We start from the raw sequence: 19,632 nt of genomic DNA, 5'->3' as shown, positions 1-19,632 counted from the left end.
GGTGTGCACCTTGCAGGAATAGCGTCAAGAGAGGGGGGCTTACCGCCTCTTGCGACAGCGGGATCGATGATCCGCGTCGGATTTCCGACAATTCGTCGGCAAGCCGACACCAATGAAGGGAAGCACGACATGGCAGCCGTCGCATCACGCGCCGAACTGGAACGCCTGCTGGAGGACGACGTCCCGCACGGCGATCTCACCACCGAGGCGCTCGGGATCGGCGGGACCATCGGCGTGATGAAGTTCGCCGCGCGTGCGCCCGTGGTGCTGGCGCTCGCCGAGGATGCCGCCGCGATCATCACGCTCGCCGGCTGCGAGGTGGAATTGTTCGCCGCGTCCGGCGCGGCGCTGGAGCAGGGCGCCCCGATCCTTCAGGCGCGGGGTCCGGCCGCGGGCCTGCTGCGGAGCTGGAAGGTGGCGCAGACCCTGATCGAGATCTGGTCGGGCGTGGCCAGCGAGGCCCGCGCCATCGTCGATGCGGCGAGGGCGGTTGCACCTGATATCCCGGTCGCCTGCACGCGCAAGAACGTGCCGGGTACCAAGCGCTTTGCGGTGGCAGCCGTGAAGGCGGGCGGCGCCGTGATGCATCGGCTCGGCCTGTCCGAGACCGTGCTGGTGTTTCCCGAGCATCGCGCGTTCCTCGGCGAGCTGCCGCTGTTTCAGGCGGTCGAGCGGCTGCGCCGGGCCGCGCCGGAGAAGAAACTCGTGATCGAGGTGAAGACTGCCGATGCCGCACTTGCCGCGGCGGTCGCCGGTTTCGCGTGATTCAGGCCGAGAAGTTCTCGCCAGCCGAGATAGCTGCATTGGTCAAGCGCATGGCATCGATGGCCTATACTCGCGCTCGTCCGATCATCGCCGCCGCCGGCGGTGTCAATGCGGCAAATGCCGCGGCCTATGCGCAGGCCGGCGCCGATGTCCTGGTCACGTCCTCGCCTTATCTGGCGAAGCCGAGGGACGTGCAGGTGCAGATCGCGGCAACCGAAGCCGACAGACCTCGTGCACGGCTCGGTCCAAGGAAGGACGCAATCGCTCCGGCATTGACGTAGCTGGAACAGATCGCCCTCGCTATTTGGATGGGCTCTTGGTTTCGGGCTGGCCTCCGAGGAGCAGAACGAGCCCGGCGGTGACGATCGCGATGCCGATCCACTCGATGGTTGTTGGAACCTCGGCAAGTATCGGTATCGCCAACAGCGTTGCACTTGCCGGTACCGCCGCAGCCAGACCGGCCGAGGGTGTAGGCCCGAGAATCCTCACGGAAATGGAGAACAGGATGACCGCCAGGAAACCTGGGCCCAAGCCCTGGAAGGCGGCCTGAAGCAGTATCGTCGACCACCGCGCATCCTGCATGGTGGAAGGAAGAAAGAAAAACCAGATCAGCAGGAAAAGCAACGCGTTCGGCACGCTAACCAGGACCAACGCCTGGCGCGCCTCGAGCTGCCAGTGCTTCACGCCTACAAAGTAGATCGAGAGCACAGCTGACGCTGCGAGGAAGAACCCAATGGCTGATGCCACGCTGCTGCCGCCGGCGCGCATGCCCGGAATGGCAACGAGCATCGCCCCGACGAGCAGGATGAGAACTGCGATGAGTTGCCGCCAGGACGGCACGCGTCGTGCGAAAAGCAATCCCAGCAGAATGGTGAAGATCGGTAACGAACCGTTGGCGAACGCTCCCCCATATGCTGCCGACGACCCCTTCAACCCGAAGTACATCAAAATGTTGTAGAGTGCGCCGGGGCCAAAGATTGACATCGGATCGCGTGCAGCGGCAGATGGCGCGGCCACCAGGCCTTTGCGAACGGAAGAACCAGGGCGCCGGTGACCATGAATCGAAGTGCCGCCAAATCGAAGGGCGTCAGGCCGGATTGCATGCCGGCCCTCGAGAAGACAAGAAAGCCGGACCAGATGCAGAACACGCCGGCTGCGCTTAGGAATCCGAGAATCCGCTCGTTCGATTTGGCTGCAGGAGTCAAGCCGGTGTCCGTTTGCATGAGATGTCTTTGCAAACTTAAAGCACCTGTGAGTTTCAAAATGCTCTCCGCAGCATGGTCATCAAAGATGACGCCATGGTGATCGGCCCTCGGGAGAGTCTCTAGACGAGAGTTCGGCAATCCGCTCTGCACCTCCGCCGGCCCGGTGGGAAGGGCAATTCGATCCGCGTTCCCCGCCATGACCAATGTATCCACCGCGAAGCACGGCGCCTGCCGATTGCACGCCTGACGGGCAAGCCGATATTCCGAAAATCCGAATCATACGTCGAACTCTGATAGGGCGAGCCGCGAAAGGCGAGGAGTTTGCGCCGCGACAAAGAGGTTGTGGCTGCAGCTGCCTACCTTTTCGAGTGCTGCCACGGAATTGCGCGCAGGCGATGGGAAGCAAGCCGGTGATCGGAACCAGCCTCTGTAAATGGACTGTCAGCTACTTCGCGCTCGCAGTCGTGTGGCTGCTGCTTGCGGAAGTTCTGATGGTTGCCGGGTTCGGCTTTCCGCACGACGACATCGGTGGGCCGGACGCGCTCGTCATCGTCCACATGGTTTGCATCGGCTGGTTGAGCATGGTCTTGTGCGGCGCGCTGTTCCAGTTCGTGCCGGTCCTGGTCGCAAAGCCGCTCTATGCTGAGTGCTGGACGCTGCCGGCTCTGGCGCTGCTGACGCTCGGGCTGATTGTCCTGCTCGCAGGCTTTCTGGCTCTGGGCGGCCACTTCGACGGGCCGCGCTGGCTGCTTCCGGTCGGCGCGGGCCTGCTGATGGCCGGTTTTACATTGGTCGTTGCCAATCTCGGCATGACGCTCTGGTCGGGCCGGCCGCTGCCGGAGCCTGCGCGGTTCGCGGCAATCGGGCTTGCCTGCATCTGTGTCACGGCGGCATTCGGCGGCATGTTCTCTCTGGTGCTGTCCGGGACGGCCGTCGGTGCATTGTGGCCGGACCTGCTGGTATGGGGCGTTCCGATCCACGCGATTGCGGGACTTGGCGGATGGCTGACGTTCACGGCCATGGGCGTCAGCTATCGCCTGCTTGCGATGTTCATGCTCGCGCCCGATGGCGATGCGAGGCTGGGTCGGCTTGCCCGGCGTGGCGGAGCCGCCGCGCTGGCGGTTACCTTCGTCGGTGGCGTGCTTGCACTCTGGAAGGCGACCGGACTGAATTTGTGTGCTTCTGCTTGCTGGAGCTGCGGCCCTGCTATCGCTTGCCGCCTATGGCCGTGATGTGCTCGGCTTGTACAGGATCCGCAAACGCCGGGCGCTCGAGCTCAACACGCGCATGAGCGTGCTTGCGCTGGGGAGCCTCGTCGCTGTCGCAATCCTTGGCGCCGCGTTCGCTGTGACCGGTTCCTTGCAGTCGCATGCCGGAGCGCTGGCCTTTCTCGTCGCGGTCGGCTGGCTCAGCGGCCTCGTGCTCGCCAATCTCTACAAGATCGTCCCGTTCCTGACCTGGCTCGAGACCTACGGTCCGGTGATGGGCAGAGCGCCGACGCCGCGCGTACAGGATCTCGTCGCCGAACGCCGCGCGTCGAAATGGTTCGGCCTGTTCTTTGCCGGGACCTGGGGAGCCACGTTGTTGCTGTTGCTGGATGCGGCACTCGGCTTCCGCATTGCCGTCGCGGTCGTGACGCTTGCGACACTTGGTCTCGCTGAGGAGTTCGTCAGGGCCAGGCGGCTTGCGGATGTGGCGGAGCCGTTGCGCCTGCCGGCGGGAGCAATCGTGCCCCATCTTCTGGTCTCGCGAAACTGAGAGGAGACTGCAAATGACCGAATTCATCGACGTCGACGTCCGGCCGATCCTGCGTGCAGGCGGCGAGCCGTTCTCGATCATCATGGCGGCGCTGGAGCGGCTGGAGCCTGGCGAAGGCCTGCGGCTCTTTGCCCCGTTCAGACCGGTTCCTCTGTTTGACGTCATGGCGAGCAAGGGCTTCGCGCATCACGAAGCCGAGCTCGAAGGCGGCGAATGGGAGATCCGGTTCATGCCGGACGACGGCTCGTTCGCAGCGGCCGAACCAGCGCCCGCTGCGACAAGCGACAGCGATTGGCCGGAGCCCGCCGTCCATCTCGACAACCGCGACCTCGATCCGCCGGAGCCGATGGTTCGGATTCTGGCCTCGGTGGAGCAGCTTGCGCCCGGGCAGACACTCTCCGCATTGCTCAGTCGTGAACCGGTGTTCCTGTTTCGGGAGTTGACCAAGCGCGGCCATCAGTGGCGCGGCGCCTTCACATCTGAGAGGGACGCCTATCAACTGACGGTAAGGGTCCGCGCATGACTGCCAGCGGCGACGATCTCGTGGCCCAGATAAGGCAGGCGCTGAAGGTCGTGATCGATCCGGAGCTCGGACACAACATCGTAGATCTGGGCTTTGTCTATGATGTGTCGGTCAATGACGGCGTCGCGCACATCACGATGACGGCGACGACGCGAGGTTGTCCTGCCGCCTCCTTTCTCAAGGAGGGGGTCGCCAACAGCGCTTGTCTCGTTCCGGGTGTGGAATCGGTCGACGTCACCATGACGTTCGAGCCCGCCTGGAACCCCTCGATGATCTCGCCGGGTGTCAGGTCGTTGCTCGGCTTTGCCGAGGTGAATTGATCCTTGAGGGCGGCTTCGACCCAAACCGATCGCTGGCTACGCGCCGTCAGGGCTGGAGCCGGACCAGACTTTTGCCGGTGTGCGAAGGTTTGTCAGGTCGAGCAGGTTGATCGCCCGGGCGGCGACCTGGTCGATCACCTCGTCCAGCGACTGTGGTCTCAGGTAGAACGCCGGCATCGGCGGGGCAATGATCGCCCCGATCTCAGTCGCCTGCAGCATCGCTCGTAGATGCCCGAGATGCAGCGGGCTCTCGCGAACCAGCAACACCAGCCGGCGCCGCTCCTTGAGCTGCACGTCGGCGGTGCGCGTCAGAAGGTCGTCGAGCTGTCCCCAGGCGATGGCCGAGAGCGTACGGATCGAGCACGGCGCCACGATGATGCCCGCGATCGGATAGGAGCCGCTGGCGATCGAGGCGCCGACGTCGGAATGAGGATGGCAGCGGAAGGCGATGGCACGCAGCCGCGCCAGCGCATCGGCGCCAACTTCTTCGTTCAACGTCCGCTCTGCCGCGGGCGAAACCACGAGGTGCACTGCGCAATGCGGATTGTCCGCCAGCCGTTCGACGACGCGAACGCCGATCGCAGCGCCCGAGGCGCCGGTGATGCCGACGACGATGCCTCGCCGCCCGCTCATGTGAGGACCGAAGCGCGTGCGGGCACGCCGGAAAGGCCGAGGCTCGGCCACATCGCATCGACACGCGCGGCTACGGCAGGATCCATGGCCAGGGGAACGCCCCAGTCCCGATCAGTCTCCGGGGGAATCTTCGTTGTGGCGTCGATGCCGAGCTTGCCGCCGAGGCCCGATTTCGGCGAGGCGAAGTCGAGATAGTCGATCGGCGTGTCTGTGAGTGTGACGAGATCGCGCGAGGAGTCGCTGCGCGTGGAGACCGCCCACATCACGGCGCGCCAGTCGCGGATGTCGATGTCGTCGTCGACCACGATCAGGAGTTTTGTGTAGCTGAATTGCGGCAGCATCGACCACAGGCCCAGCATCAGGCGCCGCGCCTGGCCGGGATAGCGCTTTCTGATCGCCGCAACCGCGATGCGGTAGGAGCAGGCCTCGGGCGGCAGCCAGCAGTCGGTCACCTCAGGGAATTGCTGCCGGATCAGCGGCACGAACAGGCGGTTGAGCGCCTCGCCGATCCGCGACGGTTCGTCCGGCGGCCGGCCCGTGAAGGTCGAGAGGTAGACGGGCTGGCTTCGGCTGGTCATCGCCGTCACGTGCATCACGGGAAATGCCTCGACGGAATTGTAGTACCCGGTGTGATCGCCATACGGTCCCTCGGGCGCGGTTTCGGTCGCGGAGACGAAGCCTTCGACGACAATCTCGGCTTCGGCGGGTACCTCGAGCGGGACGGTGAGGCATGGCGTCAGGTCGGACCGTTCGCCGCGCAGGATTCCGGCGAAACGCAACTCGGACAGCGTCTCCGGCAGTGGCATCACTGCGGCGAGGATCGTGGCGGGATCGGCTCCAATGACGATCGCGACCGGCATATCGCGTCCGATCGCCTTCCATTGCTGGTGATGGCGGGCGCCGCCGCGATGTGCGAGCCAGCGGATGATGGCGCTGTCGCGACCGAGCACCTGCATGCGATAGACGCCGACATTTTCATCCTGATCGGCCGTCGCGGAGTCAGGCGGCACGGTGATCACGAGCGGCCAGGTGATCAGCGGCGCCGGCTCGCCGGGCCAGCAGATCTGTATCGGCAGCTTTGCGAGATCGATATCCGGCCCCATCGTGACGCAGTCCTGGACCGGCGCCGCCGCGCGCGTGCGTGGGCGCGTCGCCAGCGCGGCGCGCGCAAGCGGGAGCTTGTTGAACGCATCCCTGATGCCGTTGGGAGGCCGCGGCGCGCGTAGTTCGGCCATCAGCGCGCCAAGCTCTTCGAGACGATCGGGCACGATGCCCATCCCCCATGCGATCCGCTCCATCGTTCCAAACAGATTGGTGAGGAGCGGCATGTCCGACGGACCACCGTCGGCCTTGACGGGCCGTTCGAACAATAGTGCCGGTCCGTGTGCCTCGAGCACGCGCTGGTGGATTTCCGTGATCTCGTGGACGACGGAGACCTTCTCGCGAATGCGTCGCAACTGGCCCCGGCTTTCAATGAAGTGCAGGAAGTCGGACAAGCCGCGAAAGCGGGGGACGTCACGTTGCAACTGGACCAGCTCCTCAAAAAAACAGAGCTAGCCGGGTTGATTTCGGGGTTCATTGTTCCGGCTCAAATACAGCGGCGTGCATTCCGTCCAGATGTGTGTCCATGAATGATCCCTCCGCCGCATCGCCCGGTCCGTTGCCGACGATTCCACCGCTCCTCGCGCTTGCCATGCGTCCGCTGCCGCTGTTGCCGCTGCAGCTCGTTCTCACCGCCGTCCTGCAGCGGATTCGCCGGCACAATCCGGCGATGTTCGAGCGGCTCGGCAACCACGCGCGGGCGCGGTTCGGCATCAGGCCCATCGATCTGCCGTTTGCCTTCGTGGTCGAGGCCAGGCCGCCGCGCCTGTCCGTGGTGCGCGACCTGCCGCGAAGTCTCGATGCGCGGATCTCGGCCTCGCTCGCCAATCTCCTGGCCCTGCTCGAAGGCCGGGTCGATGGCGATGCCTTGATGTTTTCGCGCGATCTCGCCGTCGAAGGCAACGTCGAGGCTGTGCTCGCGCTCCGCAATGCGATCGACGACGCCCAGCTCGATCTTGCCGCCGAGCTGTCCTCGCTGTTTGGCCCCTTGGGCGCGCCGGTGCGGCGCGCCTTCGAGGCCGCCCGCGGCCGCATGATCGGCCCATCGCAGCAAAGCGAGCAATGGAGATGATGGAGCTGATCTGCCCTGCCGGGACGCCGGCGGCGTTGAAGAGCGCCATCGAGGCCGGCGCCGACGCGGTCTATTGCGGCTTCAACGATGAGACCAATGCGCGCAATTTTCCGGGGCTGAATTTCAGCCGCGACGAGCTGCGCAAGGGCATCGCGCTGGCGCATGGCCGCGGGGCGAAGATCCTGGTGGCCATCAATACCTTCCCGCGCGCCGCCGCCGCCGACATCTGGCAGCGCGCGGTGGACGATGCGGTGAGTGCCGGTGCCGATGCGCTGATCCTCGCCGATATCGGATTGATGGACTACGCGGCGAGGCGCCATCCGAACCAGCGGCTGCACGTCTCGGTTCAGGCCGCGGCCGCGAATCCGGATGCCATCGCCTTTTACGCCGAGGCGTTCGGGGCTCGGCGCGTCGTGCTGCCGCGTGTCCTGAGCGTGCCGGAGATCGCCGAGATCACCCGGGAGACGACCTGCGAGACCGAGGTCTTCGTGTTCGGCGGGCTCTGCGTGATGGCCGAGGGGCGCTGCTCGCTGTCGTCTTATGCGACCGGCAAGTCGCCGAACATGCAGGGCGTCTGCTCGCCTCCAAGCCATGTCGCCTACGAACAGAGCGCGGAGGGGACGACGTCCAGGCTGGGCGGCTTCACCATCAACCGGTTCGGGGCGAACGAGCCTGCGGGCTATCCGACGCTATGCAAGGGGCGCTTCTCGACCGCAGAGGGCGCGGGCTACATCTTCGAGGATCCCGTCAGCCTCGATGCCACGACCCTGCTCAAGGGCTTGCGCGAGGCGGGGGTGACCGCGCTCAAGATCGAAGGCCGCCAGCGCGGCCGCGCCTATGTCGAAAGCGTGGTGCGTCATTTTCGTCATGCGCTCGCGGCGCTCGAGAGCGGAAGTGAGGCCGATATTGCCGGCCTGAAGCCGTTCACCGAGGGGCAGGCCTCAACTCTCGGCGCCTATCGCAAGACGTGGCGCTGATCCTTCGAACATGTGAGGTCCTTGCGATGCAACTCAGTCTCGGCCCGGTTCTGTACAATTGGGCGCCGGATCGCTGGCGGGACTTCTATTTCCGTATCGCCGACGAAGCGCCGGTCGACGTCGTAACCGTCGGTGAGATCGTCTGCTCGAAACGCTCGCCATTCTTCGCGCGCCACCTGCCGGCCGTGGTCGAACGGCTGCAAGGTGCTGGCAAGCAGGTCCTGCTGGGCTCGTTGATCCTGGTCTCGCTGCGGCGCGAGCGCCGTCAGACCGAAGAGCTGGCGGTGGCCGAGGGCGCCTTGGTCGAGGTGAATGATCTGACCTGTCTCAGGGCGCTCGCAGGCCGGCCGCACGCGATCGGGCCCTTCGTCAACATCTACAACGAGGCGAGTGCGGCCTTTCACGCCGCGCGCGGGGCGAAGCGCATCTGCCTGCCGCCGGAGCTGCCGCTGGCCTCGGTGGCGATGATCGCGCGAGCCGTTCCCGACGTCACGATCGAAATATTCGCGTTCGGCAGGGTGCCGCTCGCGATCTCCGCCCGTTGCTATCATGCGCGCCTTCACAAGCTGACCAAGGACAATTGCCGGTTCGTCTGTGAGAAGGACCCGGATGGTCTGCTCCTGAACACGCTGGAGCAGCAGGATTTCCTGACCGTCAACGGCGTGCAGACCCTGTCTCATACCTGCACCAATCTGCTGGGCGATGCCGGCATATTGCGCGACAGCAACGTCGGCTCGCTGCGCCTGTCGCCGCAGGATTGCGACATGGTCGCAGTCATCAGGACATTTCGCGACGTCTTGGACGGTCGCGAGGACGTCGATGGCGGCAACCGCCGCCTCGCGGCGGACTACCCGGGTGTGCCTTTCTCGAACGGGTTCCTGTGGGCGGAGCCGGGGCACGTGTATCGTCGTGCCCAATCAGCGGACGCGCAAATCGGAACTCCGCCAACGCCATAGAGGTGCGCGAGTCCTTGCAAGCGGCGGCGCAGGCCTCCCGGCGCGAGGCCGGAGCTCACGCACCACCAGGAACACTTTCGGCGGCGCCCCGTTAGCGCAGCAAACGCCGGGAGTTGTCCATGACCGACTATCCAAAGCCGCCTTATCCCTCGCAGCAGCAACCGATGCCTGGTTCGACGCGTGCGATGCAGCCGCGACCGGATCATGGCGAGGAGAGTTACAAGGGCGCCGGACGTCTGGCGGGAAAGAAGGCCATCATCACGGGCGGCGACAGCGGCATCGGCCGCGCGGTGGCGATCGCCTACGCTCGTGAAGGCGCGGATATCGTCGTCTCCTATTTGAACGAGGACGAGGATGCGGCCGAGGTCAAGGCGCTGGTGGAACGGGAGGGACGCAAGGTCGTCCTGATCCCAGGCGATATCAGCAATCCCGAGCACTGCCGCGCCATCGTGGATCGCACCGTCGAGGAGCTCGGCGGAATCGACATCCTGGTCAACAACGCGGCCCATCAGGCCACGTTCAAGGACATCGCCGATATCAGCGACGAGGAGTGGCAGCGGACGTTCGAGACCAACATCCACGCCATGTTCTATCTGACCAAGGCTGCCGTCCCCCACATGCGGCCGGGAGCCGCGATCATCAACACCGCCTCGGTGAACTCCGACATGCCGAACCCGAGCCTGCTGGCTTACGCCACCACCAAGGGAGCCATTCAGAATTTTACCGGCGGGCTCGCCCAGATGCTGGCCGAGAAGGGCATTCGGGTCAACGCAGTGGCCCCGGGTCCGATCTGGACGCCGCTGATTCCATCGACCATGCCGGGGGAAACCGTCAAGAACTTCGGCAAGCAGGTGCCGATGCAGCGCGCCGGCCAGCCCGCCGAGCTCGCGACGGCCTATGTCATGCTGGCCGATCCGCTCTCGAGCTACACTTCGGGAGCAACGTTGCCCGTCACCGGCGGCAAGCCGTTCATCTGATCGAACATGCCTGTCCGCGGCGGAGAAGAGAACCTTCGGGAGGACCGGGCGGCGCCGCGAGGGGGGCCGCCGATCAACCTGTCTCGATCAGCCTGCCTCAATCACGCTGCGTCAGAGGCCTTGGCGTTGACACCTTTGCGAAGGGCCACCGTGTTCAGCTTGGTATTGGCAGCCTTCTCCTCGTTCAAATTGGTCGTGAGGAAGCGCACGATGTCGTCGTGGCCGAGCTCTTTCGCCCAGGCAATCAGCGTACCGTAGCGGCACATCTCGTAGTGCTCCACGGCCTGTGCGTTCGCGACGATCGCGGCGTCGAGCACGGCCTTGTCCTCGATCTCCCCGGCGGTCTCGTCGGCTTCCTCGATGAGGCCGTCAATGGCCGGACAATGAGTGCCGCTCGGCTCCTTGCCGAGCTTGGCGAACACCTTGTCGAGCCGTTCGACCTGCTTGTTAGTCTCTTCCAGATGCGCTTTCAGCCCGGCGACGAGATCCCTGTTGGTCGCCTTGTCGATCATCTTCGGCAGCGCCTTCAGGATCTGCTGTTCCGCGTAATAGATGTCCTGCATGCCGTGCAGCAGCAGGTCTTCCATCGATTTGATGTCCTTGGTGAAGAATCCCATAAACGACGCCTCCTTTTCACAATGATGGCAGTGGAACGCCGCGCGGCCGTCGCTGTTCCATTCCTTGTGCAGATCGGGAGAGCCAAATGAGCGATGGAGTGGACCATCTTGCGAGCCTGCTCGGACGCGCGGCGATGGAGGTGTGGGGGGACATGCCTCGCGACATCCAGGAGGCGCTGTTTGAGACCGCCATGAAGGGACGTCCGACGGAGCGTGAGGAGCTTGCGCGGTTACTGCACGAGCGGCACCCGCGCACACTTCATCCGGCCCGGCCAAGCTGACGCGGCGGGCGGGAACGATCGCGCGAGCTCCTGATTGGTGAAATGGGTGGCGCGCTGCCGGATGGCTGGAATGAAGCCGCGGGAGGCGCAATCACCCCCGCCCCTGGATCAGATCTGTGAGCCGATCGACGTGACTGAGATGCATATCGGAAAATGGTACGACCCGATTTCGGAGCGGTGGATCGCGCCGCGCGAAACACGCGCCATCGCAGCAGATGATCGGTCGAGCGCGGAGCAAGTAGCGGAGACTCACAAGAGAGAAGAGGCGCAGCGGATATGGAATCTGCTGGTCGACTGCTGCGCACGCGGATGATGTCAGGCCCGCCAGCATGACGCATTCGCTCTGTGCGGGTTCTGGCGCCCGGCGGATGCCGCGGTCGACGATCGCCCCCGCAACGAATTCTCCTTGCCGACGCAGCGACACGAATCGACAGTTCTAGCCAGTCCTTCCGCGCTCGGCTGGTGCAGGTCGCTGCCGTCATGGCAGGTGCCTTGGCGACGCCTTCAGCTGGATTTTGCGCGGGGCAGGCCAGCGTTTCCGTCAACGCTGATCTCGACGACGTCCGGAACGGATCGGTATATTACCACCCCGATTGCAGGCCGGCACCGGAACAAGGATCAGACGATGGACGATACGATTGGCTTTCCCGACCCCGGTCTCGACCTGTCGGACGGGTTCAAGCCGCATACCTCGCATTGGGGCGTGTTCTCCGCGCGTCAGGGCGCGGCCGGGCTGGAGGTCAGGGCCTATGCGGGCGATCCCGATCCGAACGGCATCATCGACAATTTTCCCGGCGCGCTCCGGCACCAGGCGCGCATCGCCCAGCCGGCGGTCCGCCGCGGCTGGCTCGAGCGCGGCCCGGGCCCCGACGATCGCCGCGGCCGCGACGAGTTCGTCTCCGTCAGCTGGGAGAAGGCGCTCGACCTCCTCGGCGACGAGCTGTGCCGCATCCGCGACACGCGCGGGCCGGGCGCCGTGTTCGGCGGCTCCTATGGCTGGTCGAGCGCCGGCCGCTTCCATCACGCCCAGAGCCAGGTGCATCGCTTCCTCAACACCGCGATGGGCGGCTATGTGCGCTCGGTCAACTCCTATTCCTCCGGAGCGTCCTCGGTACTGCTGCCGCAGATCCTGGCCGGCTACGAGGATATTACCAAGCGCAACGTCACCTGGGAGCAGATCGCTGATCATACCGAGGTCGTGCTGGCATTCGGCGGCATGGCGCTGAAGAACTCGATGGTGGCCGGTGGCTCGATCAGCAAGCATGTCGAGCGCGGCGCGATGGCGGCTGCGCGCCGGCGCGGCTGCGAATTCGTCCTGGTCAGCCCCCTCCGCGACGATCTGCCGGTCGAGGCCGGCGCCGAATGGATGACCTGCGTGCCCGGCACCGATACTGCGCTGATGCTCGGCATCGTCCACACGCTCGTGAGCGAAAGCCTGCACGACCAGGCCTTCCTCGATCGCTACACCGAGGGGTGGCCGGTCTTCCTGCGCTATCTCACCGGCGAGAACGACGGGCAGGCCAAGCACGCCGAATGGGCCGCCGCAATCTGCGGCGTGGAGGCGGATGCGATTCGCAAGCTGGCGCGGCGTCTTGCCGGAAAGCGCGCGCTCATCACCGTCTCCCATTCGCTTCAGCGCGCCGAGCATGGCGAGCAGCCGGTGTGGATGGGGATGGTGCTGGCGGCAGCGCTCGGCCAGATCGGCCTTCCCGGCGGCGGCTACGCCTATTCGTTGGGTGCGATCGGCTATTACGGCCGCCGCGTCAACGACGTGCCGGGGCCGACGCTGGGGCAGGGCCGCAACGGTGTTGCCGATTTCATCCCGGTGGCGCGCATCGCCGACATGCTGCTCAATCCCGGCAGGACGTATCGCTATAACGGCGAGACGCGCACCTATCCGGACATTCGTCTGGTCTACTGGGCGGGCGGCAATCCCTTCCATCACCACCAGGACATCAACCGCTTGCGCAAGGCGTTCGCGCAAGTAGACACATTCGTCGTGCACGAGCTTGCATGGACCGCCACAGCCCGTCACGCCGACATCGTGCTGCCCTCGACGATGACGCTCGAACGCGAGGACATCGGCTATTCGAGCAACGATCCGCTCATGGTCGCGATGCACCGGATCGCCGAGCCGTTCGGACTCGCGCGCGACGACTACGAGATCTTTGCCGATCTTGCCGAACGCCTCGGGGCGCGCGAACCCTTCACCGAAGGACGCACGTCGCGGCAGTGGCTGGAGCATCTCTACGAGCCGACCCGCGCCTCGCTGGCCAAGCGCGGCCTCGAGGCGCCAAGTTTCGACGAGTTCTGGGCGCGCGGCAGCCTGGTCGTGCCGCAGCAGCCCGACGACGGCGGCCGGCTGCGCCGCTTCCGCGAGGACCCCGTCAATCACGCTTTGCCGACGCCGAGCGGGCTGATCGAGATCTTCTCGGCCAAGATCGCAGGTCATGGCGATGCGGATTGTCCCGGCCATCCGGTCTGGCTCGACAAGACCGATACGCCCAAGCCCGGAGCGCCGTGCTTCCTCGTCGCCAACCAGCCGGTGACGCGCCTGCACAGCCAGCTCGATTTCGGCGGACATTCGCTTGCCGCAAAACATCGCGGCCGCGAGGTCGCGCGTATGAACCCGGTTGATGCGGCCGCGCGCGGCATCAAGGATGGCGACATCATTCGCCTGTTCAACGAGCGCGGCGCGTGCCTTGCCGCCGTCCACGTCACCGACGGTATCGCGCCCGGCGTGGTTCAGCTTCCGACCGGCGCGTGGTACGATCCGATGGATCCCGAAGACGAGGCGCCGCTTTGCGTTCACGGCAATCCGAACGTGCTGACCCGCGACGTCGGCACCTCGTCCCTGGCGCAGGGCTGCACCGGCCAGCTGACGACCGTCGAGGTCGAGAAGTTCACGGGCAATCTGCCGCCGATCCGGGCGTTCGATCCGGTGTAGCGGCGTCGGTATTGCGCTTTCGTGCCCCGGACGCAGCGCAGCGTCTCTTCGACGATGCGCCGCGTCCGGGGCCCATCTCACCGCAAGCTACAGTGGAGTGTTCTGTGTCCCGGCTCTGCGCCGCAACGCTCGCGCGTTGCAGCTCGTCCGGGACACGAGGATTTGCAGCGACGAGATCGGGAGCCGCAGACAAGTTGAGGCACACGCCTCGGGATCCCCGTCGTTCGTCGCTCGCCGGATCAGCTATGCAGCGGCGCTGGCGATCCAATCCCTCTCCGGAGACGCGCGCCGCCTCGGCTGCGCTTCGACCACGAGCTGCCCGCCCACATTGGCAAGGCGCCAGCGCGCCGGAGATTGACCGCTGATGCGCTTGAACACGGTCGAAAAATGCGCCTGTGTGCTGAAGCCCACGGCAAGCGCGATGTCCGCCAATGGCCGCTCGGTGGTCGCGAGCAGCATCTTGGCATGCTCGACCCGCTGCGTGAGCAGATATTCGCGGGGACGATAACCGGTCGCGGCACGGAATTGCGCCGCAAAGTGCATCCTGGACAGGCCGGCGACATTGGCGAGCTCGGACAGGCTGATGCAGCGGTCGAAATGATCGGCGATGTATTGCTCGACGCGACGCAAGCGCCATTTCGGCAATGCATTGACCCTGACGCGCGGCAACTCCATCCGAGTGAGATGCATCGCCAAGGTCTGGCCGATGCAGCGCGTAAACTGTCGATCCGCCGCATCACCATGTTCGACCAGCGCCCTGGCGAGCTCGGCAGCGAGCGGGTCGCGCAACAGCACGAGGTCGTTCAGCCCGTCGGCGTGCGCTGGAAGATGGTCCGTGGAGATGTGCACGTGCAGGAATGCGCACGGCGACTGGAATTGTGCGCCGAGCGGCTTCGACGGGGCGGTGACGTAAAGCGACCCCGCCGGCATGGCGCCTTCAAAGAGGATCCGGCCATCCCGTGTCAGCTTCACGCGCGTGGCCTTCAGGGCAATGCCGACGAAATAGCGATCGTCCGGTGTCGTCGTTTCGTGCGACGAGGTGCCCTGCGGATCATCCCATCGCGAGATCGTGATGTCTTCGGCCATGTCCTCCGGAGCGCGATCGATCTGACGCCATTGGCTCTCCCGGGCGATCGCCTGTGTAGTGCGAAGACCACCATGATCCTGCGGGAAGGCCGGAAGATCAATCCAGGCATGCGCCACTTGCAAGTTGCTCGACATCGTCGTCCCTCCTGGTTTTGCCGTCGCTTGCAACGGCCGGCAGGCGCGCAAACCAATGATTTCCATGCTGAGAGGATAAACGTGAGCTGGCCAGGACGCCCGTTAGGGGTGATTAGGAAGTGTTAGATTCTGTGGGCGTGCATCAGGTGTGACAGCTCGTCGCAGACGGGCTGATTAGAACCAATTTGTCATGCATTTGCGCGGACAGGAGGGGCCTGAGGCGAGCGCATCGCGTAGACCGACGCGCCGGTGCTAGACCGCTGCAACGCCTTCGCTGGACCTCGCAGTGGCGCCTTGTATAGTTGCGCCGCGTTTCGAAGAAGCAGTCAAGATGAGCGCGATGTGACCGAGCTTTCGGCAGGACATGGCCGCCCCAGTGGCGGCACGGGCCCCATCCTTGATCTCGATGCCGTCTCGTTCGGACCATTCTCGCTCCGCTCGCGGCTGCTGGAGAAGGACGGTGTTCCTGTCAAGCTAGGCAGCCGGGCGATAGACATTTTGCGCCTGCTCGTCAGTCGTGCCGGCGAGGTGGTGCCGAAGAACGAGATTCTCAGCTACGCGTGGTCCGGCCTCTCCGTCGAGGAGATCAGCTTGCGGGTCCATGTCGCGGAGCTGCGCAAGGCGCTCGGCGACGGCAAGGATGGCGTCCGCTACATCACCAACATCCCGAGCCGGGGCTATTGCTTCGTTGCGCCGGTGCGGCGAGGCGAACGCGCCGGGCTGCCTGTGCCGGCATCGCGGTCGCCCGAAACGTCGGCCCCTCCACCGTCTCTGCCGCATCGCCTGGACCGGATGGTGGGGCGGGACGACGTCGTGGCCCAGCTGGCAACGCGCCTGCTCCGCGATCGCTTCGTCACGCTCCGAGGGCCGGGCGGCATCGGCAAGACCACCATTGCGGCCGCGCTCGCTCATGACATGTGCGACAGGTTCGAGGGCAGCGTCCATTTCCTCGAACTAGGTCCGCTGCAGGACGCCGCGCTGGTCGCGAGCACGGTTGCCGCCGCGCTGGGCCTCGTCGTGCATCACAACGACCCCGCAGGCAGCATCGTCAATTTTCTGCGCGGCCAACGGCTGCTTCTCGTGCTCGACAGCTGCGAGCATGTCATCGACGAGGTCGCGCGTCTCGCAGAAGCCATCTACCGCGAGGCGCCTGGCGTCGCCATTCTCGCGACCAGCCGCGAATCGCTGCTGGTGGAGGGGGAGCAGATCTTCGAGCTGGCGCCCTTGCCCGGCCCGCCGCAGGATGCCCGCCTCACCGTCGGCGAGGTGCTGGATTATCCCGCTGCGCGGCTATTCGTGGACCGTGCCGTCGCGGCGGGCCATCGGGATGCCATCACGGACGAGGATGCCGACGTCCTGGTCCGGATCTGCGGCAAGCTCGACGGCATCGCGCTCGCGATCGAGCTGGCTGCCGCGCGCGTCGGTCTCTACGGATTGCGCGAGATGGCGGTGCTGCTCGACAGCCATCTCCAGCTCGAATGGCGCGGGCGGCGAACGGCGCCGCCGCGCCAGCAGACGCTCGGCGCCACGCTCGATTGGAGCTTTGGTCTGATCGGCGAGAGCGAGCGTATCGTGTTTCGGCGTCTCGCCGTCTTCGCGGGCCCCTTCACGTTGCAGGGCGCGGTCGCGGTGGCTGCTGACGCGGCGACGACGGAGGATCGCGTCGTTCATGCGCTGGAGCAACTCGTGGTCAAGTCGCTGGTGTCGGCGCAGCCGGACGGCGCGTCGCGGCGCTATCGCCTGCTGGATGCAACGCGTGCCTATGCCATGCAGAAGCTGGCTGATAGCGGCGAGACCAACACGATCGCGCGCCGCCATGCCGGATATGTCCAACGCATGCTCGAAGCCGGCATGACGGAGCCGGGCAGCCGCGATCCGGCGTCCCGGGCGCAGGAGCGGGCGGGCCTGCTCGCCGACGCTCGCGCGGCACTGGCATGGAGCTACGCCAATGCTGACGGCGCCGGCCTGCGCGTTCCGCTGGCGGGCAGCTGCACGAGGCTGTTCGTCGAGCTCAGTTTGCTGAGCGAAGCGCGCATATGGTCCGATCGGGCACTCGCAACGCTCGACGTGGCCGAGCGGGCCGGCAGATGGGAACTCGAGCTCCAGTCGACGCTTGGTCATGCCCTCATGTTCACCGAGCGCAACGGCGAGCAGGCGGAAGCGGCCCTCAGGCGGGGGCTGGAGATTTCGGAAGCACTCGCCGACCATGCCAATACATTCCGGCTGCTGTCGCGGCTGAATATGTTCTACCGGCGGACGGGTGGTTATCGGCATCTTGTGCCAACTGCGCGTCACGCCGAGCGGATCGCGCGCCTGATCGGCGATACCGCGGGCGTTGCCGGCAGCAAGGCGCTGCTCGGCGTGTCCTATCATCTCACCGGAGACCAGCTCGAGGCGCGGGCCCATCTCGACGAGGGACTGCGCGACGATGACGCGCTGCGCGGCACGCAGCCCGGACATTTCGCCTATTCGCGCACGCCTCAGATTCCGCTCGCCCGCGTGCTATGGCTGCGCGGCTTTCCCGATCGCGCGCTGGAATGTGTCCGCCCGCTCGTCGGCGCGTCAGCGCCGCGCGACGTGGTCATGCATTGTATCGCATTGTGCTGGTCCGCCTCGGTGTTCGGCTGGGTTGGCGACTGGTCCTCCGTCGAGACCATGACCGGCCGCCTTGCAAGGCATGCGAACCTGCACGGGCTCGTCCCTTATGAAGCCGTCGCGAGCGGCTTTCGGGCGCAGACCATGTTGGCCCGCGGCGAGGTCACCGGCGCTATCGATCTGTTGCGAACTGCGCTCCCGCGTCTGCACGCGGATCACTACGAACTCTATGCATCGGCATTCGCCGCCGATCTGTCGCAGGGTTTGGCGGCACTCGGACGGCTGCCGGAAGCGCGGGAGCTGTTGGACGAGACCGTTGCGCGGATCGAGCAGGAAGGCGGAGCCTTCGACATGCCGGAGCTGCTCCGTCTGCGGGGAGAACTCGAGGCCCATGACGGGAATCTCGCAGCCGCCGAGGCAAGTCTGATCGCGTCGGCGACGCTCGCCGAGCACCAGGGCGCATTGTCCTGGCGGTTGCGAACCGAGATGTCGCTGGCGCGTCTGCGAGACCGGCAGGGTGCGCCAGATTCGCTTGAGCGGCTCGCCAGCACCTACGCCCGTTTCTCAGAGGGGTTCGAGACTGCCGATCTCAAGGCGGCACGGCTGATGCTGGATCAGCCGGCCTGATCACGCGCGGTCCGAAACCCGGGCCTAGCCGTTGGCCAGTCGCGCAAGGAAGTGGCGAACGAGCGCGGCGATCTCGTCGGTGGCTTCATCCAGCGCGAAGTGGCCTGCTTCCAGGATGTGAACCTCGGCCTCCGGCACATCGTCGCGATAGGCTATGGCGCCGGCGACGGTGAAGGACGGATCGTATTTGCCCCAGACCACCAGCGTCGGCGGCCGCGTCTTGCGCAACCAGTCCTGCCATTTGGGATAGGAGGCGATGTTGGTCCGGTAATCCAGGAACAACGTGGTCTGGACCTCGGCCTGGCCGGGACGCGTCAGGAAGGCGTATTCGTCGCTCCAGGTGTCGGGGTCGTAGCGTTCGGGGTGCGGAGTTGAGCCGAGGTGCCGCTGACGCGTCGCCGTCAGCGAGGTGAAATTGGCCTTGAGCGCCTCGAGCTCGTGTGCCGGATCGGCCCAGTACCTGCGACGCGCTTCCCAGAGCGGGCTCAAGCCCTGCTCGTGCGACACCGCGTTCTGGATGATGAGTCCGCGGACACGTTCCGGATGCGCCAGCGCCATGCGAAAGCCGACAGGACCTCCGTAGTCCTGCATGAACAGCACGTATTTGCCGAGACCGAGCTTCGTCGTGAGCTCGCCGATCACGCCGGCGATGTTGTCGAACGTGTAGGTGAAAGCGGACGGCGGCGGCGCGCTGCTGTTGCCGAAGCCGGGATAATCAGGTGCGATCACGTGATATCTGTCGGCGAGCAGCGGCAGCAGAGGCTCCCACATCCGCGACGAGGAGGGGAAGCCGTGCAGCAGCAGCACGGTCGGCGCGTCGGCGGGCCCGGCCTCGCGGTAGAAAATCTCGAGGCCCTGGATATCGACGGTATGATAGCTGATCGAACGCCGGCTCGATCGCAGGTCTTGTGCCGAGGCCTGTACGGCCGCGCAGGCCAGGGCCGCCGAGACTGCAAGGGTAACTGGAACCTTCATGTCATTGCTCCGATGGCACACGTCGTTGGTTGCTCGCACCTGCAATCTGCACCCGAGGCCGTGTGTTGGCTCGTTATGTATT

Annotated in this window: 18 protein-coding genes and 1 pseudogene; 12 read left to right on the top strand and 7 right to left on the bottom strand. The window is 65.5% G+C overall.

Annotation, left to right across the window (positions count from 1 at the left end):
* The first annotated feature begins 129 nt into the window (after positions 1-129).
* Positions 130-1,046 (top strand): annotated as a pseudogene (gene modD / locus ABIG06_RS01955) (ModD protein).
* A gap of 19 nt (positions 1,047-1,065) precedes the next feature.
* Here modD and ABIG06_RS01950 read toward each other — a convergent pair.
* A complete protein-coding gene (locus ABIG06_RS01950; RefSeq protein ID WP_370133734.1) occupies positions 1,066-1,749 on the bottom strand; it encodes a DMT family transporter in 684 nt (227 codons plus the stop codon).
* Positions 1,710-2,168, bottom strand: coding sequence for a hypothetical protein (locus ABIG06_RS01945; protein ID WP_370133731.1), 459 nt, complete (start codon positions 2,166-2,168; stop codon positions 1,710-1,712). The genes ABIG06_RS01950 and ABIG06_RS01945 overlap by 40 nt, the downstream gene beginning before the upstream one ends.
* Before the next feature lie 212 nt (positions 2,169-2,380).
* Between ABIG06_RS01945 and ABIG06_RS01940 the strand changes: the two genes are divergently transcribed.
* Genes ABIG06_RS01940 through ABIG06_RS01925 form a run of 4 tightly spaced genes read left to right on the top strand, consistent with a single transcriptional unit; the run spans position 2,381 to position 4,571 of the window.
* Positions 2,381-3,202, top strand: coding sequence for a hypothetical protein (locus tag ABIG06_RS01940; RefSeq protein ID WP_424578066.1), 822 nt, complete (start codon positions 2,381-2,383; stop codon positions 3,200-3,202).
* Positions 3,147-3,728 carry a hypothetical protein gene (locus tag ABIG06_RS01935; protein ID WP_424578065.1) on the top strand — a complete coding sequence of 194 codons (582 nt, stop codon included), beginning with the start codon at positions 3,147-3,149 and terminating at the stop codon, positions 3,726-3,728. The genes ABIG06_RS01940 and ABIG06_RS01935 overlap by 56 nt, the downstream gene beginning before the upstream one ends.
* Positions 3,729-3,741: 13 nt before the next feature.
* A complete protein-coding gene (locus ABIG06_RS01930) occupies positions 3,742-4,251 on the top strand; it encodes a DUF2249 domain-containing protein (protein ID WP_370133726.1) in 510 nt (169 codons plus the stop codon).
* Complete coding sequence (locus ABIG06_RS01925) at positions 4,248-4,571, top strand: metal-sulfur cluster assembly factor (protein WP_124161884.1); 324 nt, start codon at positions 4,248-4,250, stop codon at positions 4,569-4,571. Before ABIG06_RS01930 ends, ABIG06_RS01925 begins: the two co-directional genes overlap by 4 nt.
* A 36-nt stretch (positions 4,572-4,607) precedes the next feature.
* On the opposite strand, the gene ABIG06_RS01920 is transcribed toward ABIG06_RS01925, so the two are convergent.
* The gene (locus ABIG06_RS01920) at positions 4,608-5,204 is read right to left on the bottom strand and encodes a UbiX family flavin prenyltransferase (protein WP_370133723.1); all 597 of its coding nucleotides are present in this window, start codon (positions 5,202-5,204) and stop codon (positions 4,608-4,610) included.
* On the bottom strand, positions 5,201-6,730 hold the full coding sequence (locus ABIG06_RS01915) for a UbiD family decarboxylase (RefSeq protein WP_199751870.1): 1,530 nt from the start codon (positions 6,728-6,730) through the stop codon (positions 5,201-5,203). Before ABIG06_RS01915 ends, ABIG06_RS01920 begins: the two co-directional genes overlap by 4 nt.
* 101 nt (positions 6,731-6,831) lie before the next feature.
* On the opposite strand from ABIG06_RS01915, the gene ubiT reads away from it, so the two are divergent.
* From ubiT to ABIG06_RS01895, 4 genes are all read left to right on the top strand, one after another.
* Positions 6,832-7,377, top strand: a complete 546-nt coding sequence (gene ubiT / locus ABIG06_RS01910) for a ubiquinone anaerobic biosynthesis accessory factor UbiT (protein ID WP_124161881.1) — start codon at positions 6,832-6,834, stop codon at positions 7,375-7,377.
* Positions 7,377-8,354 (top strand): ubiquinone anaerobic biosynthesis protein UbiU, encoded by a 978-nt coding sequence (gene ubiU, locus ABIG06_RS01905; RefSeq protein ID WP_370140761.1) that lies wholly within the window; start codon positions 7,377-7,379, stop codon positions 8,352-8,354. The genes ubiT and ubiU overlap by 1 nt, the downstream gene beginning before the upstream one ends.
* 26 nt (positions 8,355-8,380) lie before the next feature.
* Entirely contained in the window at positions 8,381-9,310 is a 930-nt protein-coding gene (gene ubiV / locus ABIG06_RS01900) for a ubiquinone anaerobic biosynthesis protein UbiV (protein ID WP_124161879.1), read from the top strand.
* Between the two features lie 119 nt (positions 9,311-9,429).
* Positions 9,430-10,287, top strand: a complete 858-nt coding sequence (locus tag ABIG06_RS01895; RefSeq protein ID WP_124161878.1) for an SDR family oxidoreductase — start codon at positions 9,430-9,432, stop codon at positions 10,285-10,287.
* Between the two features lie 101 nt (positions 10,288-10,388).
* On the opposite strand, the gene ABIG06_RS01890 is transcribed toward ABIG06_RS01895, so the two are convergent.
* A complete protein-coding gene (locus tag ABIG06_RS01890) occupies positions 10,389-10,904 on the bottom strand; it encodes a ferritin-like domain-containing protein (RefSeq protein WP_124161877.1) in 516 nt (171 codons plus the stop codon).
* 86 nt (positions 10,905-10,990) lie between these two features.
* On the opposite strand from ABIG06_RS01890, the gene ABIG06_RS01885 reads away from it, so the two are divergent.
* Both ABIG06_RS01885 and ABIG06_RS01880 read left to right on the top strand, forming a co-directional pair.
* Positions 10,991-11,185: a hypothetical protein gene (locus tag ABIG06_RS01885; protein WP_370133718.1), complete on the top strand. Its 195-nt coding sequence runs from the start codon at positions 10,991-10,993 to the stop codon at positions 11,183-11,185.
* Between the two features lie 625 nt (positions 11,186-11,810).
* A complete protein-coding gene (locus tag ABIG06_RS01880) occupies positions 11,811-14,132 on the top strand; it encodes a molybdopterin guanine dinucleotide-containing S/N-oxide reductase (protein ID WP_370133716.1) in 2,322 nt (773 codons plus the stop codon).
* A gap of 243 nt (positions 14,133-14,375) precedes the next feature.
* On the opposite strand, the gene ABIG06_RS01875 is transcribed toward ABIG06_RS01880, so the two are convergent.
* Positions 14,376-15,353, bottom strand: coding sequence for a helix-turn-helix domain-containing protein (locus tag ABIG06_RS01875; RefSeq protein WP_370133714.1), 978 nt, complete (start codon positions 15,351-15,353; stop codon positions 14,376-14,378).
* Between the two features lie 342 nt (positions 15,354-15,695).
* Between ABIG06_RS01875 and ABIG06_RS01870 the strand changes: the two genes are divergently transcribed.
* Positions 15,696-18,575 (top strand): ATP-binding protein, encoded by a 2,880-nt coding sequence (locus tag ABIG06_RS01870; protein WP_370133711.1) that lies wholly within the window; start codon positions 15,696-15,698, stop codon positions 18,573-18,575.
* A gap of 24 nt (positions 18,576-18,599) precedes the next feature.
* Here the strand turns inward: ABIG06_RS01870 and ABIG06_RS01865 are convergent, their stop codons facing one another.
* Entirely contained in the window at positions 18,600-19,550 is a 951-nt protein-coding gene (locus ABIG06_RS01865) for an alpha/beta fold hydrolase (protein ID WP_370133709.1), read from the bottom strand.
* Positions 19,551-19,632 lie beyond the last annotated feature (82 nt).

This window comes from Bradyrhizobium sp. USDA 326 (genome assembly GCF_049739485.1).
GTDB lineage: Bacteria > Pseudomonadota > Alphaproteobacteria > Rhizobiales > Xanthobacteraceae > Bradyrhizobium.
The sequence above is the reverse complement of the archived record's forward strand: the minus strand, read 5'-3'. Positions and strand labels throughout refer to the sequence as shown.